This window comes from Bacillus sp. RSS_NA_20 (assembly GCF_020165915.1).
In the GTDB taxonomy this organism is placed as follows: domain Bacteria; phylum Bacillota; class Bacilli; order Bacillales; family Bacillaceae; genus Bacillus; species Bacillus altitudinis.
Genome location: NZ_JAIUKW010000003.1, coordinates 962,531 through 978,935, shown reverse-complemented (window position 1 = coordinate 978,935; position 16,405 = coordinate 962,531). Strand labels below are relative to the sequence as shown.

Here is a 16,405-nt window from a genome sequence, read left to right as displayed (position 1 = left end):
CTATTGCTTATTTTCCTCGAATTCAACAGCCATATCATCATGAAATCCAAATAAGTATGTGAAGATAAATCCAGCGACATATGCAATAAAGAGTCCTATTAAGTAAAGTAGCATTTGATGTGTGTGAACGATAAAGGTTAATGGGAGACCTGATACCCCGATTGCTTTAGTGGCGATTTGGAAATAGGCTTGAAATGCTCCGCCGATTCCAGCGCCGAGACAAGCGGTGAGGAAGGGTCTTCCGAGCGGGAGTGTGACACCGAAAATGAGCGGTTCTCCAATTCCAAGCATTCCTGAAGGAAGTCCGCCTGCAATGGCTCTTTTCAGCTTTTTCTTTTTTGTTTTCATATAAATGGCAAAGGCAGCACCGACCTGTCCTGCGCCTCCCATAGCGAGGATTGGCAGAAGCGGGTCATCTCCAATTGAATTAATCAGTTCCATATGAATAGGTGTTAGGCCTTGGTGAAGTCCAGTGACAACAAGAGGAAGGAAGGTCGCACCAAGAACAAATCCGGCAAAAATACCGCCAATGTTTAATAGATAAGTAAGTCCAGAGGTGATGGCATCAGATATAAATCCGCCGACTGGCATGAAGATAACGTACGTGAAAATGCCTGTAATGAGTAGTGTGATGGTTGGTGTGACGATGATATCGAGTGATTGCGGGACGAAGCGTCTGATCCGTGTCTCAACAAGTGCCATAAAAATAGCTGCAAGAAGAACACCGATGAGTCCGCCTCTGCCTGGTAGAATATTAGTGCCAAATAACATAATATCAGCGGCAGCTGGGTTAATGATGAGAATACCTGCTAATGCGCCTAATGCAGGAGAGCCACCAAATTCTTTTGCGGCGTTTGTTCCTACTAATATACCGAGATAAGCAAACAAGCCTGAGCCTATAACGGTTAGGATAATCGCAGCTTGAGATTTTTCATCGAGCCAGCCTGCTTGCACGACCGCTTTTGTAATACCCGTTATAAGACCCGATGCAACGAGTGCTGGAATAATGGGAATGAAAATGCTGGCGATCCGCCGTAAGAACAGCTTGAATGGTGTGCGGTTCTTTTGTGAAATGGCTTGTTTGTTTTTCTGTGCTTCGTTGTTTAAGTCATATGAACCTGAGGCGTTGAGCAGCTGTTCAAACGCACTTGATACTTGGTTGACAACACCTGTGCCTAAAATGATTTGCAGTGTTTCCGCTTCGACGACGCCAATGACGCCATCGAGTTCTTTGATCGCGGTGGTTTGCACTTTTTCACGATCAATGGGTGTAATTCGGAGACGTGTCATACAATGTGTGTGGGAAGAGATGTTTTCAGAACCACCACAGAGTGAAAGGATTTCTTTCGCCAACTGCTGATATTTTTTTTGATGACTCATGTTGAATCCCCCTTTGTTTTTCGTTTCATGGAGCGGATGGCATGCCTTGTTTTGTCAATATATTGTGCTGTCTGTTCATATTGACGGGAGGCTAAACTGAGGAACAAGACATCGATTAAATAGAGCTGTGCCATTCTAGAGGAAGTGGCAGCACTGCGAAAAGGTGCTTCATTGGAACCGGACGTTGATAGATGGACATCACACAATGCAGAAACGCTTGTATGCCCTGGATGCGTTAAAGCAATGGTTTTCACTTCATTTTCTTTTGCGAGCTGAAGGGCTTGGATGATGTCTAATGTTTCTCCTGAGAAGGATATACCGAACACAATGTCATTCTTTCCAGCATTTGCGATGACCGTAGATGCGATGTGCATGTCAGTGAAGGCAGTGGCTGCATAATTGATTCTGAGAAATTTCTGCTGGGCATCAGCTGCGACGATGCCAGATGCACCCACACCGATAAAATGGATTTGGTTTGCATTCAGCAGCAGTTGAACAGCTTTTTCTAAAGCTTCTACATTTAAAATAGAGGCTGTATCTTTGATCGATTGAATGGTGTTTCCTGCTGTCTTTTGAATAATGGATTGAAGTGGTTCATCTTGTTCGATATCCCGGTAGCCTTGTTTATCAGTGTGCATTAAGTCTCCAGCGATCCGCATTTTCAAATCGTGATAGCCATCCAGCCCGAGAGACTTACAGAGGCGGATGACGGCAGAGCTGCTTGCACCGGCAGCCTGACTGATTTCATGCACTGTGCTTTTAATGACTTTGTCAGGATGGGCAAGGATATAGTCTGCAATGATTTTTTCAGATTGGGGAAGCTTTGATTTCATTGTGTGTAGTAAGGTGAGTCCGCCTGCTGACATGAGTTTCCTCCTTTAAGATTGATGACGTAAGATGGCTTTGTCGATGTGACCATCTGCTTTGTTGAGCAGGTCTTTGGCTGTCTTTTTATCTGTTTTGGTTTGGAGCATGACGATGGCTGTTTTAACTTCTAAATCGGCTGCTTCAAGGGCTTTTACGGCTTGTTCGTAGGAAGCATTGGTCACATGCTGAATGATGGTGATGGCGCGTTCTTTTAGTTTATGATTGCTTACTTTTACATCTACCATCAGGTTTTCATATACTTTGCCTTGTCTGATCATGACAGAGGTGGAAAGCATATTTAAAATCATTTTATGAGCGGATGCGGCTTTCATTCGTGTTGACCCAGTGATGGCTTCTGGTCCTACGACGACTTCAATGGCGCAGTCTGCTAGTTCGCTAATCTCTGCTTGTTCATTGCAGCTGAGGGCTACTGTTTTTGCTCCAATGGTTTTAGCATAGTTTAAAGCGCCAATGATATAGGGTGTTCTACCGCTCGCCGCGATGCCGACAACTGTATCTTTTGATGTCAGGTGGATGTGTTCTAAATCTTTTTGACCAGCTTCTTCACTGTCTTCCACATCTTCTGCTGCATGTGAAAAGGCAGAGTCTCCACCGGCCATGATGCCTACGATGACATCAGGTGAAATGCTATAGGTAGGTGGACATTCGACCGCATCCATTACCCCAATTCTGCCGCTTGTTCCAGCGCCTAGATAAATGAGTCTGCCCCCATTCGAGATGGATTCAAAGGCAAAGTCACTTGCTGTCTTTACGTCTGGAAGGACACGGTTGACGGCTTGAGCGACCTTCATATCTTCCGCATTTATCATTTGGAGTATTTCTAGCGGGCTTGCTTGTGAAATTCCCATGGTGTTAGGGTTTCTTGATTCTGTTGTCAAAGAACGCAGTTGAGATGGCTGCATGTGACATACCTCCTTATTTCTTCATTTTCAGTATATTGAATATGACATGAAATTTCAATATTATATTTAAATAATGAAATTATATTTCAATCGAAATGTTGTGCTGATGAGGGTTGAATAGTTAGAAAATAAAAAAAATAAAAATCCCCTTTACAAAAGGGGGACAACCTGTATATAATAATTTTTGTCAGCTTCACGGAAACAGTAAACTTGACAAACTGGCCCGTTGGTCAAGCGGTTAAGACACCGCCCTTTCACGGCGGTAACACGGGTTCGAATCCCGTACGGGTCACCATCATGTGGAGGATTAGCTCAGCTGGGAGAGCATCTGCCTTACAAGCAGAGGGTCGGCGGTTCGAGCCCGTCATCCTCCACCATATGCCGGTGTAGCTCAACTGGTAGAGCAACTGACTTGTAATCAGTAGGTTGGGGGTTCAAGTCCTCTTGCCGGCACTGTTTTTCTTTTATCAATTCCATATGTGGAGGGGTAGCGAAGTGGCTAAACGCGGCGGACTGTAAATCCGCTCCCTCCGGGTTCGGCGGTTCGAATCCGCCCCCCTCCACCATTTTTGGGCTATAGCCAAGCGGTAAGGCAACGGACTTTGACTCCGTCATGCGTTGGTTCGAATCCAGCTAGCCCAGTTAAGACACCTTTTTCAAAAAGGTGTCTTTTTTTATTTTGACGATTGGAATGTATAACTATTCAAAATATTGTTGAGTTGAGTCAAAAGGTACCGAGAAAGTAAAATATAAGCATGAACGGAAAGGGGATGTACATATGGGAGATCAAAAGAAGGTCACGATTGTCGGGGTGCCAATGGATCTCGGTCAAATGAGAAGGGGCGTCGATATGGGGCCGAGTGCCATTCGCTGTGCTGGTGTAAAAGAAAAATTGGAATCGCTTTCATTTGATGTCGAGGATTTAGGGGATATTCCTGTTGAGCAAAGGGATGATGAGAAAGGTCTCTATACAAGTGAAAAACTGAAAAACTTAACGGAGAATGCTGGCGCAAACCAGCTTCTTGCTGAAAAGGTTAGCAGTATTGTGCAGTCCGGTTCGTTTCCGCTGATTTTAGGCGGGGATCATAGCATTGCAATTGGTACACTAGCCGGTGTAGCTAAGCATTATGAAAATTTGGGTGTCATTTGGTATGATGCGCACGGTGATTTAAATACAGAGGAAACTTCTCCTTCTGGAAATATTCATGGGATGCCACTTGCTGTCAGTCTCGGCCTTGGGCATGCTGATCTAACGAATATTGGCGGTTATGCGCCTAAAGTAAAGCCGGAGAATGTGATCTTGATTGGTGCTCGTTCTTTAGATGAAGGAGAGCGGGCATTAATTAGAGAAAAAGGCATTAAAGTGTATACGATGCATGAAATAGATCGTTTAGGAATGACGAGAGTAATGGAGGAAGCCATTGCGTATTTAAAAGAAAGAACAGATGGTGTTCATTTGTCGCTTGATTTAGATGGCCTAGATCCAGCGGAGTGCCCTGGCGTGGGAACGCCGGTTGCAGGCGGCATCAGTTATAGGGAGAGTCATCTTGCAATGGAGCTTTTAGAGGAAGCAGGTATTTTGACATCTGCTGAGTTTGTTGAGGTGAATCCGGTATTAGATGAGAAAAATAAAACAGCAGAAGCGGCAGTTGCATTAATTGGTTCTTTAATGGGTGAAAAGCTATTATAGAGCGGGACTTGTTCCCGTTCTTTTTTTAATTTTGGGGAAATTTAAGGATATGTTAAGGTTTTTACCGGCTGATATGCGTAACATGCTGTCAAAAATTTGTTACACTATTTTTTAGAGGAGAATGAAACCTTTTGGAACGAGGTTCGTATACATAAAGACCGGTGAAGGCAGAGGTTGAATATACTATGGAAACAATGATTAAAAAGAGAATTAAGCAAGTGAAAAAAGGCGACCAGAACGCATTTGCAGACATCGTAGACCTGTATAAAGACAAAATTTATCAGCTGTGCTATCGTATGCTTGGGAATGCACATGAAGCAGAAGATATTGCGCAGGAGGCGTTTATTCGTGCCTATGTGAATATTGAGAGCTTTGATGTGAATCGTAAGTTTTCCACGTGGCTGTACCGCATTGCAACCAACCTGACCATCGACCGTATTCGTAAAAAAAAGCCGGATTATTATTTAGATGCAGAGGTGGCAGGGACAGAAGGACTGAATATGTATTCTCAAATTGCGGCTGACGGCATTTTGCCAGAGGACGAGGTGGTGTCGCTTGAATTATCGAGCACCATTCAGCAAAAAATTTTAAGATTACCCGATAAATATCGCTCGGTCATCGTATTAAAGTATATTGATGAACTCTCGTTAAAAGAAATTAGTGAGATTCTGAATATACCAGTTGGTACGGTGAAAACGAGAATACACAGGGGTAGAGAGGCTCTCCGGAAACAGTTGAGAGACCTTTGAGTGAGGTGATTTTGATGAGCTGTCAGGAAAAAATCGTCCTGCTTATGCATCAGTATTTAGACGGGGACATTGAGCCCGAAGATGAAAAAGAATTAAAGAGCCATCTGCAATCGTGTGAGGAATGCCGTACTCATTTTCAACAAATTGAGAAATCCATCGCGCTCGTGCAGAGTACATCTCATATAGAAGCACCATCTGATTTCACTGCAAAGGTGATGGCAGGTCTTCCAAAGGAGAAAAAGCGTGTGTCGATTCAAAGATGGATCAAAGCTCATCCGCTAATGGTCGCCGCTGCCCTCTTTGTCATATTGATGGGAGGCAGTCTGTTTACAAGCTGGAATACGGATCATAATTTCAGTGTGTCAAAGCAGCCGAATCTCGTGGTTGAAAATGATACAGTGACGGTACCTAAAGGGGAAACCGTTAAAGGTGACGTCACTGTGAAAAATGGCAAGCTGATTGTAGAAGGCAAGGTTGATGGGAACGTAACAGTCGTCAATGGAGAACAGCTGACTGCTTCTGCCGGACAAGTCACTGGTCAAATCAATGAAATTAATGAAGTGTTTGATTGGGTTTGGTACAAAATGAAGTCTACAGCACAAGACGTGATGCGGGTCATTGGACCAGAGGAGCAAAAGTAAATCAAACAGTTTGAGAGCAGTCTCTAAGGGGACTGCTCTTTTTCTATTGATGGACAGACTTGAATGCCAGCCAGATATGGCAACTATTTTCCTTGCTGAAACAAAATGTGGTATAATAGCCACGCTATGTACTTACACATAGGCTCTTTTTTTATAAAAAATGAATCGAACGAAGAATAACTGAAAATTCTGGAGGACGAGGAAATGGCTTTAGGGGATATTCCTTTTTTGCAGTACCTCGGTAATGCTGTTGATATTCTCGTTGTTTGGTATGTGATATATAAATTAATGATGGTCATCCGCGGAACAAAAGCGGTTCAGCTTTTAAAGGGAATTGTCGTCATTGTTCTCGTCAGGATGGGAAGTGCGTATCTCGGTCTTAACACACTTCAATGGCTGATGGATCAAGCGATTACGTGGGGGTTCCTTGCGATCATTATTATTTTTCAGCCAGAGCTAAGGAGAGCGCTTGAGCAGCTTGGGCGCGGCCGTTTCTTCTCTAGAAGCGGAACACCTGTAGAGGAACAGCAGCAGAAAACGATCGAGGCAATTACAAAAGCAATTAACTATATGGCAAAACGAAGAATAGGCGCGCTGTTAACGATTGAGCGCGATACTGGAATGAATGATTACATAGAGACCGGAATTCCTTTAAATGCAAAGGTCAGTTCTGAGCTGCTGATTAATATCTTCATTCCGAATACACCGCTTCATGACGGCGCTGTGATTATGAAGCGTGATGAGATTGCAGCTGCAGCGTGTTATTTACCGCTGTCTGAAAGTCCTTTTATCTCTAAGGAGCTCGGTACACGTCACCGCGCGGCAGTTGGTATTAGTGAAGTAACGGACAGTTTAACCGTTATTGTCTCCGAGGAGACAGGCGGCATTAGTGTCGCAAGAAATGGTGATCTCCATCGAGAATTGACAGAAGAAGCGCTTGAAGAAATGCTGATTGCTGAGTTTAGTAAGAACAGCAAAGATGCTTCCTCGACCAAATGGTATTGGAGGGGCAAGAAAAATGGATAAGATTTTGAATAATCGCTGGGCCGTTAAGTTTCTTGCATTGGTCTTCGCTTTATTGCTGTATGGTGCAGTCAATTCAGCGCAAGCGCCCACGCCGAAAAAAATCGGTGAATCCTTTTTCCCAACATCGACAACAGACGAGGTAACCTTAACGGACATTCCTGTTAAAGCATATTATGACGACGAAAAGTATGTAGTCACTGGTGTGCCGCAGACAGTCAATGTCACGATTAAAGGATCAACTAGTGCTGTGAAAACAGCAAGACAAACGAAAAATTTTGAAATTTACGCAGATATGCAAAACCTGACGACAGGTACACATAAAGTCGAATTGAAGGCAAGAGATGTATCGAAAGGAATCACGTTAACGATTAATCCGTCTGTGACGACTGTGACGATACAAGAAAAAACGACAGCTGAATTCCCTGTTGAAACGGAATTTTATAATCAAAATAAAATCAAAGACGGCTATTCACCAGAGCAGCCTATTGTGAATCCGAAAAATGTCACGGTTACTGGCTCAAAAGACGTGATCGACAAAATTTCTGTCATTAAAGCATTTGTGAACTTAGAGGATGTCGATCAGCAAATTGAGAAAGAAGCGAAGCTCACTGTGTATGATAGCAGCGGGAATGAGCTACCAGTCGAAGTGAGTCCGTCTGTGGTAGATATTACGGTCCCGATTACGAGTCCAAGCAAAAAAGTTCCGTTTAAGATTGAGCGGACGGGCAGCTTGCCAGATGGGATCAGTATCTCAAGCATCGAGACAAGCCCAAGTGAGGTAACAGTCTACGGTTCTCAAAAGGTGCTGGATGCACTTGATTTTATTGACGGCGTTAAGCTCGACCTAAGCAAGATTAAAGATGATACAGAGATTGATGCCGACATTCCACTGCCAGATGGTGTGAAAAAGGTATCGCCTGAAACCGTTAAGATCAAAGTGAAGGTTGCAACAGCTGAAGAAAAAAAGATCGATAATGTCCCAATTTCTGTCGTGGGTCTGAGCAAGGATCTTAGCTCTGCATTTGTGAGTCCGTCTTCTGGGCGTCTCACACTAACAGCAAAAGGATCAAAGAGTGCAATTGATAAACTAAAGGCTTCAGATATTGAAGCCTATATCAATGTCGGGGACTTAAACGAAGGAACACATGAGGTCAAAGTACAAGTGAATGGCCCTCAAAATGTGACATGGACATTATCTAGATCGAAGGTCAAAGTGAAACTGACTTCTACTGATACAGAAGATCAGCCGGCTTCTACGAATGATCGGAAAGATCAATCATCCGATGATGATCAGGAAGAGAAGAGTCAAAAGGAATCAACACAAGATAAAGCAAAAAAAGAATCGAGTCAAAGACAGCGGGTCAAAGAAGATAATAAAGAGGACGCAGCGTCCTCTTGAATGGTAAAAAAGGAGCGATTGAAACATGGGCAAGTACTTTGGAACTGATGGTGTAAGGGGTGTGGCTAATAGCGAATTAACGCCAGAGCTCGCATTTAAAATTGGGAGATTTGGCGGCTATGTGCTCACGAAGGATAAAGAACGTCCAAAGGTACTCGTTGGACGAGACACGCGTGTATCTGGTCATATGTTAGAAGGAGCACTCGTAGCAGGCTTACTTTCAATTGGGGCTGAAGTCATGCGTTTAGGTGTGATCTCAACACCTGGTGTGTCTTATTTAACGAAAGCAATGGATGCAGAAGCAGGTGTCATGATTTCAGCTTCGCATAACCCAGTTCAAGACAACGGAATTAAATTTTTCGGCGGTGACGGTTTTAAACTGTCAGATGAACAGGAGAATGAAATCGAGCAGCTGATGGATCAGCCGGTCGATCAATTGCCACGCCCAGTTGGAGCGGACCTTGGAACAGTAAATGACTACTTTGAAGGCGGTCAGAAATACTTGCAATTCTTGAAACAGACAGCAGACGAGGATTTCACAGGTATTCACGTAGCGCTTGACTGTGCACATGGTGCAACATCTTCTCTTGCAACACATTTATTTGCAGATTTAGATGCAGATGTGTCAACAATGGGAACATCACCAAACGGATTGAATATCAACGATGGCGTAGGTTCTACTCATCCAGAGGCACTTTCTGCTTTTGTGAAAGAAAAAGGAGCGGATATTGGTCTTGCGTTTGATGGTGACGGCGACCGCTTAATTGCAGTCGATGAAAAAGGTGATATTGTAGACGGCGATCAAATTATGTACATATGCGCACGTTATCTAAAGGGTGAAGGCCGATTGAAGGATGACACGGTCGTGTCAACGGTCATGAGTAACCTTGGTTTCTATAAAGCGCTTGAGAAGCAAGGCATTAAGAGCATTCAAACCGCTGTTGGTGACCGCTATGTGGTCGAAGCGATGAAAAAGGATGGCTATAATGTCGGAGGCGAGCAGTCAGGCCACTTGATTTTCCTTGATTATAATACGACAGGTGACGGCATGCTTTCTGCGATCATGCTGGTGAATACACTAAAAGCAACAGGAAAAACATTATCAGAGCTTGCAGCTGAAATGGAGAAATTCCCGCAACTTCTAGTGAATGTGAAGGTATCTGATAAGTATAAAGTGGAAGAAAATGAAAAAGTAAAAGCTGTGATCCAAGAGGTTGAAAAAGAGATGAACGGTGACGGACGTATCCTTGTCCGTCCATCTGGAACAGAGCCGCTTGTACGTGTCATGGCAGAGGCGAAAACAAAAGAGCTGTGTGATGAATACGTGGCTCGCATTACGGCTGTTGTCAAAGAAGAAATGGGTATTGAGTAATTGATCAAAGCAAATCGCTAAGCAGCGGTTTGCTTTTTTTTCGAATAAACGTCATAAGAGGAAAGTTCTATACGAATGATATAAGCGAGGGCAATTTGCTGCTTGCTTTCATACATAAGAGAGCACATCAAAGGTAGAACGTGACAAGCCTCATCGCATATAGTGTAGGGAGGTCTTACTTTCTCACATGAAAGGGATCACCCGCTAAATTGTGATTGACGGAGGTCAGACCTTATAGTACAATCATCCTTGTGTTACTGGATTTTTATTCTAGCAGGAAAGGCAGGGTAGATGTTCAGCCACTCTTATAATTATAGCGCCCGAACTAAGCGATCGAACGAGACAGATGCTTAGTTGACGAGGATGGAGGTTATCGAATTTTTCGGCGGATGCCTCCCGGCTGATCAAATATAGAGATCACAGCCGTAAGTGTTTCTTTAAAGCAAAGAGGTGACTCTTTGTACAAAGGGAATACACATGATCTCCCAAAATAAACATGTAGAGAGGGACGAAGAAATGTCCCTTCTATTTTAGTAGGCTTTCTTTGTCCCTTTCACATGATCGGGAGGAAGAATATTTATGTGTGGAATCGTAGGTTATATTGGTCAGAATGATGCGAAGGAAATCTTATTAAAAGGTTTAGAGAAGCTTGAGTACCGTGGGTATGACTCAGCAGGTATCGCTGTGGCAAACGAAGATGGCGTGCATGTGTTTAAAGAAAAAGGACGTATCGCTGAGCTTCGTGAAGTCGTTGATGCAAACGTGGCATCTTCAGCAGGAATTGGACATACACGTTGGGCAACACACGGTGTACCAAGCCATCTAAATGCGCATCCGCATCAAAGTGCTTCTGGCCGTTTTACGCTTGTTCATAACGGTGTCATCGAGAACTATGTACAATTGACACGCGAATATTTACAAGACGTCACACTAAAAAGCGACACAGATACAGAGGTTGTTGTTCAAGTCATCGAACAATTTGTGAATAGAGGTCTTGATACAGAGGAAGCTTTCCGTCAAACGCTTCTTCAACTAAAAGGCTCTTACGCAATTGCCCTTTTCGATAACGAAAACAAAGAAACAATCTATGTGGCGAAAAACAAAAGCCCATTATTGGTTGGTTTCGGCGAAGATTTCAACGTTGTGGCTTCTGACGCAATGGCGATGCTTCAAGTAACAAACGAATATGCGGAATTAATGGATAAAGAAATGGTCATTGTTACTAAAGACGAGGTTATTATTAAAAACCTTGACGGTGATATCATGACACGTCCTTCTTATATCGCTGAGCTAGATGCAAGCGACATTGAGAAAGGCACATATCCTCACTACATGTTAAAAGAAACGGATGAACAGCCGCTAGTGATGCGCAAAATCATCCAAGAATATCAAGACGAAAACGGCAAGTTGTCAGTTGCTGGCGATATCGCAAGCGCAGTAGCAGAAGCAGACCGCATCTATATTGTGGCTTGCGGAACGAGCTACCATGCTGGACTTGTTGGTAAACAATACATTGAAGACTGGGCGAAAGTACCTGTAGAAGTTCATGTAGCAAGTGAATTCTCTTACAACATGCCGCTTCTATCGAAAAAACCGTTGTTCATCTTCCTTTCTCAATCTGGGGAGACTGCGGACAGCCGTGCTGTACTTGTTCAAGTCAAAGAACTTGGTCATAAAGCATTAACGATCACAAACGTACCAGGATCTACGCTTTCCCGTGAAGCAGACTTCACATTGCTTCTTCATGCAGGACCAGAAATCGCAGTGGCTTCAACAAAAGCCTACACAGCGCAAATCGCTGTTCTTGCGATCCTTGCATCCGTTGCAGCTGAATTAAATGGTCAATCTCTTGACTTTGATCTTGTGAAAGAGCTTGGGATTGTAGCAAACGCAATGGAAGCCCTTGTCGATCAAAAGGATGAAATGGAACAAATCGCTCGTGATTTCTTCACAGTGACACGTAATGCATTCTTTATCGGAAGAGGACTTGATTACTATGTGTGCCTTGAAGGTTCACTCAAACTAAAAGAGATCTCTTACATCCAAGCAGAAGGATTTGCTGGCGGAGAACTCAAACACGGCACCATTGCTTTAATTGAAGAAGGCACACCGGTCATTGCCCTTGCCACGCAAGAGCACGTGAACCTCAGCATTCGTGGTAACGTCAAAGAAGTCGTTGCACGTGGTGCAAACCCATGTGTCATCTCACTAAAAGGCCTAGAAGACGAAGGCGACCGTTTCGTCCTTCCAGCTGTACACCCAGCACTTGCACCACTTGCATCTGTTGTGCCATTACAGCTGATCGCTTACTACGCAGCCCTTCACCGCGGGTGTGATGTGGATAAACCACGTAACCTTGCGAAGAGTGTGACGGTGGAGTAGGTTTCAATAAAATCGGAGTTCGAATAGTAAAGTTGTTTAAATATGGAATTTTGGCACCCGTTCGCTTATAATTAAAATAAGAGAGCGGGTGTTTTTTTTATTTTAGGAGGAAAATAATGGTTAATACTAGACAAAGATTGAATAAGAGAAGAAAAACTTTAAATGAAATTCAAAATCTAGTTAATAATGCTGCTAACTTACTAATAATACATTATTCTTGCGAAAGTTTTTATCATATTAAAGACGGACGCACTCCTAGAATAACGTCAATTGCAGTTCGTTATTTTCATACAGGTCAAACAGAAACTTTTTCTATTCATAAAGTAGCTGAAAAAAAAGGATTTTTAGCAGAAATTGAAGCGAGGTATGACGAGTTAGAAAAGGTAATGTTAACTGAATTTTATAAGTTCATAAAAACTCATCTGAATTACAATTGGGTTCATTGGAACATGAGAGATATTAATTATGGCTTTCAAGCTATAGATCATAGATTTAGTGTATTGGGTGGTAAGCCAATTTCAATACCAGATTCTCAAAAGTTTGATTTAGCAAGAAAACTAGTTGATATTTATGCAGATTATGCCGATCATCCGAGGTTAGAAAAATTAATAGATTTAAACAATATAACTAAAAAAGATTTTTTAACGGGCGCAGAAGAAGCGAAAGCTTTTGAAGAATTAAAGTATGTTGAGTTACATCGTTCAACGCTTAGGAAAGTAGATATTTTTCATGCCATACTTGAAAGAGTTATTGATAAGAGTTTGAAAACTAAAAGTAAATGGCATCATATTTATGGATTTACACCACAAGGAATATTCGAGTCTATAAAAGATCATTGGATATTTGCGCTAATTTCTATAGGAGTAGGTGCAGCGTTATCAGCAGTATTTGGTATTGTGTTTCTAGAATTTTTGTAAAGGTAGGTAATCTACATGAAAAACGTCAAACAGTGGAACTAAAAACAAAAATCTCTAGTTGTATTAAAAAAGTTGAGGGCAAGGTGAACTTGCTCTTTACAAGTCCTTGTTAACAATTCAAGATGCACTTTCTCGAGGACGTGTGCATCGTTTCGGTGTTTGAAAGCATCGAGTGAACACATTTATTTTCGTATTTAATAAGAAATTTTCAACTAGTATTTCAGTAGAAAGTATTAATAAACGACATTAAGCTTTCAAAAAAGATGAAGGAAATAAAAAGGTATATATGATTGTTTATAGATAGAGCATAAAAGGACTTGTAAATTTTATGACTGTGAACAGCGTAGGTTAAGAAATTTAGGTAGAACGTCTATTTTAGAGCTTTAAAAAGAGCTAATCATGCTATCTCCTTCAAATGTTTAATACTGAGACTGCACCAAAATAAAAGGAATAGACATTTTATATAGTGGGAGTAGAAACTTTTGAAGACCTGGCAATATCAATATGTAACGAAAGAAGAGAGCAGATACATGACCAAACCTAAAATCTACACAATGAGCTTCGCAAAAGTCTATCCTCTCTATATCGCAAAGGCAGAGAGAAAGGGTCGAACGAAGGCTGAGGTTGATACGATTATTTGTTGGTTAACGGGGTACAGTCCAGAAGAGCTACAGGAACAGATAGATAAACAGATAGACATTGAAACCTTCTTTGCTGAGGCTCCTGAGCTTCATCCTTCCCGCAGTTTAATTAAAGGAGTCATCTGTGGTGTAAGGGTAGAGGACATTGAGGAAGAAACCATGAAAAATATTCGGTATCTAGATAAGCTGATTGATGAGTTAGCCAAGGGAAAGAAAATGGAAAAGATTTTGCGAGATTCGTCATGATCATCACAAGCAAGCCCAGTGAATAACCTTCACTGGGCTTTTTTATATTTATAGACCATTCGACCAATAAAAATAAAATCCATTTGAACGAATTCTCTCTTCATGTCGTCAAAAGAAGTAATACCAAAACAAATTGGCGTTTGGAAAGGGAGTGGCGTGATGGACATGAAGATAATTTTACCTCTTATTTTACTACAAGCGATTTTAATGGTGATTGGTTTGTTTGATTTGTTGAAAAGAGATCCATCGAGGATTAGGGGAGAAGTGAAGTGGGTTTGGGCTTTGGTGATTGTGTTTGTGGCGAGTGCCGGTCCTATTGCGTATTTCATTTTTGGTCGTAAACAATCTTAGTAGGGGGGATTCGCTTGAATATGTTGGAGTGTTACGGGCTGACGAAATCGTATGGACGGCATGAAGTGTTAAAAGATGTCTCGTTTTCTGTTGGGGAGGTTGGATGTGTTGGCTTTTTAGGAGCCAATGGAGCGGGGAAGACAACGACGATCCGGATTTTGACGGGGCTTGCTCGTCCTACGTCTGGCATTGTGAAGGTGGCAGGTTTTGATGTCACAAAGGACATGGATCAAATCAGTCAGGTGATTGGGTACTGTCCGCAGCATCCTGCATTTTATCAAGATATGACGGGGCAGGAGTGGATGCATTGGGTTGGCGGGTTATTTCATTTAGAGAAAAACACCATTCGTTCTAAAACAGAGGAACTGTTGAAGCTTTGCCGTGTGTATGAGGCGAAGGATCGTGTAATTGGCAGCTATAGTGGAGGCATGAAGCAGAGACTTGCTATTGCGCAGGCACTGATCAACAGCCCGAAGGTTCTGATCTTGGATGAACCTGTGTCTGCACTTGATCCCATGGGGAGAAAAGACATCCTGACTTTGATTGAGCGTCTAAAGCATGAGATGCTGATCTTTATGTCGACCCATATTTTAGATGATATTGAACGTGTGGCTGATCATATTATCATGATCAACAGCGGCAAAATTGAAATGTCCTCTTCGATGAAACAGATCAAAGAAGACTATATCCAGCCCGTGATTGAATTTCAATTAGAACAACAGAATACGAAACTAGTGGCTTTGTTAAAGGAGCGGGATTGGGTGGAGGAATGTATTGAGACAGGAGACACTTATCAGGTGCGAGTCAAAGATCAACATACGGCATTGAAGGAGCTGCCGAGTCTCATCACTGAAACTGGCGGTGTTCTTCTCCAATATCGATTATCTCAGCTGACGCTTGAAGATATTTTCATGAAGGTTGTGACGGCATGATGATGTTGAAAAAGGAATTTAGGGAGTTATTCACTAGTTATAAAATCTTATTTGTGCCGATCATTTTTACGATTTTAATGATTACACAGCCTATTACGCTCAAAATACTGCCGGATCTTTTGTCGAAATCAGCGAATTTACCTGAAGGGTCTACATTTTATATACCAGAGCCTAGTGCTGGAGAGGCTTTAGCCAGTGCATTGAGTAAATTTGATTCACTCGGCGTGTTTATCCTCATTATGATCGTGATGGGGACGATTGCTGGAGAGCGTGGCTCTGGGGTGACGGCGATGATTATGGTGAAACCGATCAGTCGAATGAGTTATTATGCCTCAAAAATATGTGCCTATGCCTGTTTAACGTTGTTTAGTTTGATAGTGGCGGTGCTTGCTTCCGTTTATTATGTGGACATCCAATTTGGGCATGTGGATTTGGGCGATGTGTTAAAAGGAACGCTTTTGTATTATCCGAACCTACTGCTCATTGTAGTATCGACCATTTGTGCATCGGCGTTCTTTAAGCGTTCAGTGACTGCGGGCGGCGTTTCCCTTTTGATCAACCTCATCCTGTTTACCGTTCCTTCGTTTTATGAGGATACATTAGGGAAGTTTGCACCTAAAGGCGTCACAAGTGCGGCTGAGGAGATGATTCATAGAGGGACTTATTCAGATCAGGCACTTACTAGCTTTCTAGGTGTATCGGTATTGATTGGTTTCTTTTTTCTCATCGGATGGTTTCTTTTTAGAAAACAAGAATTATAGCATGGTGTACCCTTTGGATATGAAAATCTAAAGGGTTTTTTATGTATTTAGTAAGTAAAAAATAAGACATAAATACATATTATCATGATTTAAATGTTGAAATAATATATACTTAGTATATAATTACT

At 42.3% G+C, this 16,405-nt stretch carries 15 protein-coding genes and 5 tRNA genes; 17 read left to right on the top strand and 3 right to left on the bottom strand.

Translation table 11 applies throughout. The annotated features are described in order from the left end of the window. Genes LCD32_RS04965 through murQ form a run of 3 tightly spaced genes read right to left on the bottom strand, consistent with a single transcriptional unit; the run spans position 1 to position 3,170 of the window. A complete protein-coding gene (locus LCD32_RS04965) occupies positions 1-1,380 on the bottom strand; it encodes a PTS transporter subunit EIIC (protein ID WP_008344031.1) in 1,380 nt (459 codons plus the stop codon). Further along, entirely contained in the window at positions 1,377-2,246 is an 870-nt protein-coding gene (locus LCD32_RS04960; RefSeq protein WP_007498558.1) for a MurR/RpiR family transcriptional regulator, read from the bottom strand. Before LCD32_RS04960 ends, LCD32_RS04965 begins: the two co-directional genes overlap by 4 nt. A 12-nt stretch (positions 2,247-2,258) precedes the next feature. Beyond that, entirely contained in the window at positions 2,259-3,170 is a 912-nt protein-coding gene (gene murQ, locus LCD32_RS04955; RefSeq protein WP_035704324.1) for an N-acetylmuramic acid 6-phosphate etherase, read from the bottom strand. Positions 3,171-3,390: 220 nt separating this feature from the next. On the opposite strand from murQ, the gene LCD32_RS04950 reads away from it, so the two are divergent. The 17 genes from LCD32_RS04950 (at position 3,391) to LCD32_RS04870 (ending at position 16,277) form a co-directional block, all read left to right on the top strand. Next, positions 3,391-3,465, top strand: a tRNA-Glu gene (locus LCD32_RS04950). Between the two features lie 6 nt (positions 3,466-3,471). Continuing rightward, positions 3,472-3,547 (top strand) — tRNA-Val (locus LCD32_RS04945). 3 nt (positions 3,548-3,550) lie between these two features. Continuing rightward, positions 3,551-3,623: transfer RNA gene (locus LCD32_RS04940), tRNA-Thr, on the top strand. Positions 3,624-3,651: 28 nt separating this feature from the next. Then, positions 3,652-3,736: transfer RNA gene (locus LCD32_RS04935), tRNA-Tyr, on the top strand. 4 nt (positions 3,737-3,740) lie between these two features. Beyond that, positions 3,741-3,812 (top strand) — tRNA-Gln (locus LCD32_RS04930). A gap of 136 nt (positions 3,813-3,948) precedes the next feature. After that, positions 3,949-4,860, top strand: a complete 912-nt coding sequence (gene rocF / locus LCD32_RS04925; protein ID WP_048001374.1) for an arginase — start codon at positions 3,949-3,951, stop codon at positions 4,858-4,860. 185 nt (positions 4,861-5,045) lie between these two features. After that, entirely contained in the window at positions 5,046-5,609 is a 564-nt protein-coding gene (gene sigW / locus LCD32_RS04920; protein WP_007498553.1) for an RNA polymerase sigma factor SigW, read from the top strand. 14 nt (positions 5,610-5,623) lie between these two features. Then, a complete protein-coding gene (gene rsiW / locus LCD32_RS04915) occupies positions 5,624-6,250 on the top strand; it encodes an anti-sigma-W factor RsiW (protein WP_008344028.1) in 627 nt (208 codons plus the stop codon). Between the two features lie 204 nt (positions 6,251-6,454). After that, on the top strand, positions 6,455-7,276 hold the full coding sequence (gene cdaA, locus LCD32_RS04910; protein ID WP_008344027.1) for a diadenylate cyclase CdaA: 822 nt from the start codon (positions 6,455-6,457) through the stop codon (positions 7,274-7,276). Beyond that, on the top strand, positions 7,269-8,675 hold the full coding sequence (locus tag LCD32_RS04905) for a YbbR-like domain-containing protein (protein ID WP_224562961.1): 1,407 nt from the start codon (positions 7,269-7,271) through the stop codon (positions 8,673-8,675). Before cdaA ends, LCD32_RS04905 begins: the two co-directional genes overlap by 8 nt. Positions 8,676-8,700: 25 nt before the next feature. After that, entirely contained in the window at positions 8,701-10,047 is a 1,347-nt protein-coding gene (gene glmM / locus LCD32_RS04900) for a phosphoglucosamine mutase (protein WP_008360584.1), read from the top strand. Between the two features lie 579 nt (positions 10,048-10,626). Beyond that, the gene (gene glmS, locus LCD32_RS04895; RefSeq protein ID WP_007498541.1) at positions 10,627-12,429 is read left to right on the top strand and encodes a glutamine--fructose-6-phosphate transaminase (isomerizing); all 1,803 of its coding nucleotides are present in this window, start codon (positions 10,627-10,629) and stop codon (positions 12,427-12,429) included. Positions 12,430-12,545: 116 nt separating this feature from the next. Continuing rightward, positions 12,546-13,346: a hypothetical protein gene (locus tag LCD32_RS04890; protein ID WP_017366477.1), complete on the top strand. Its 801-nt coding sequence runs from the start codon at positions 12,546-12,548 to the stop codon at positions 13,344-13,346. A gap of 530 nt (positions 13,347-13,876) precedes the next feature. Continuing rightward, complete coding sequence (locus LCD32_RS04885) at positions 13,877-14,233, top strand: DUF2200 domain-containing protein (RefSeq protein ID WP_026050037.1); 357 nt, start codon at positions 13,877-13,879, stop codon at positions 14,231-14,233. Positions 14,234-14,392: 159 nt separating this feature from the next. Further along, positions 14,393-14,584 carry a PLD nuclease N-terminal domain-containing protein gene (locus LCD32_RS04880; protein ID WP_060780695.1) on the top strand — a complete coding sequence of 64 codons (192 nt, stop codon included), beginning with the start codon at positions 14,393-14,395 and terminating at the stop codon, positions 14,582-14,584. Between the two features lie 14 nt (positions 14,585-14,598). After that, the gene (locus tag LCD32_RS04875; RefSeq protein ID WP_318010835.1) at positions 14,599-15,516 is read left to right on the top strand and encodes an ABC transporter ATP-binding protein; all 918 of its coding nucleotides are present in this window, start codon (positions 14,599-14,601) and stop codon (positions 15,514-15,516) included. Beyond that, complete coding sequence (locus tag LCD32_RS04870) at positions 15,513-16,277, top strand: ABC transporter permease (RefSeq protein WP_060780697.1); 765 nt, start codon at positions 15,513-15,515, stop codon at positions 16,275-16,277. Before LCD32_RS04875 ends, LCD32_RS04870 begins: the two co-directional genes overlap by 4 nt. Positions 16,278-16,405: the final 128 nt, after the last annotated feature.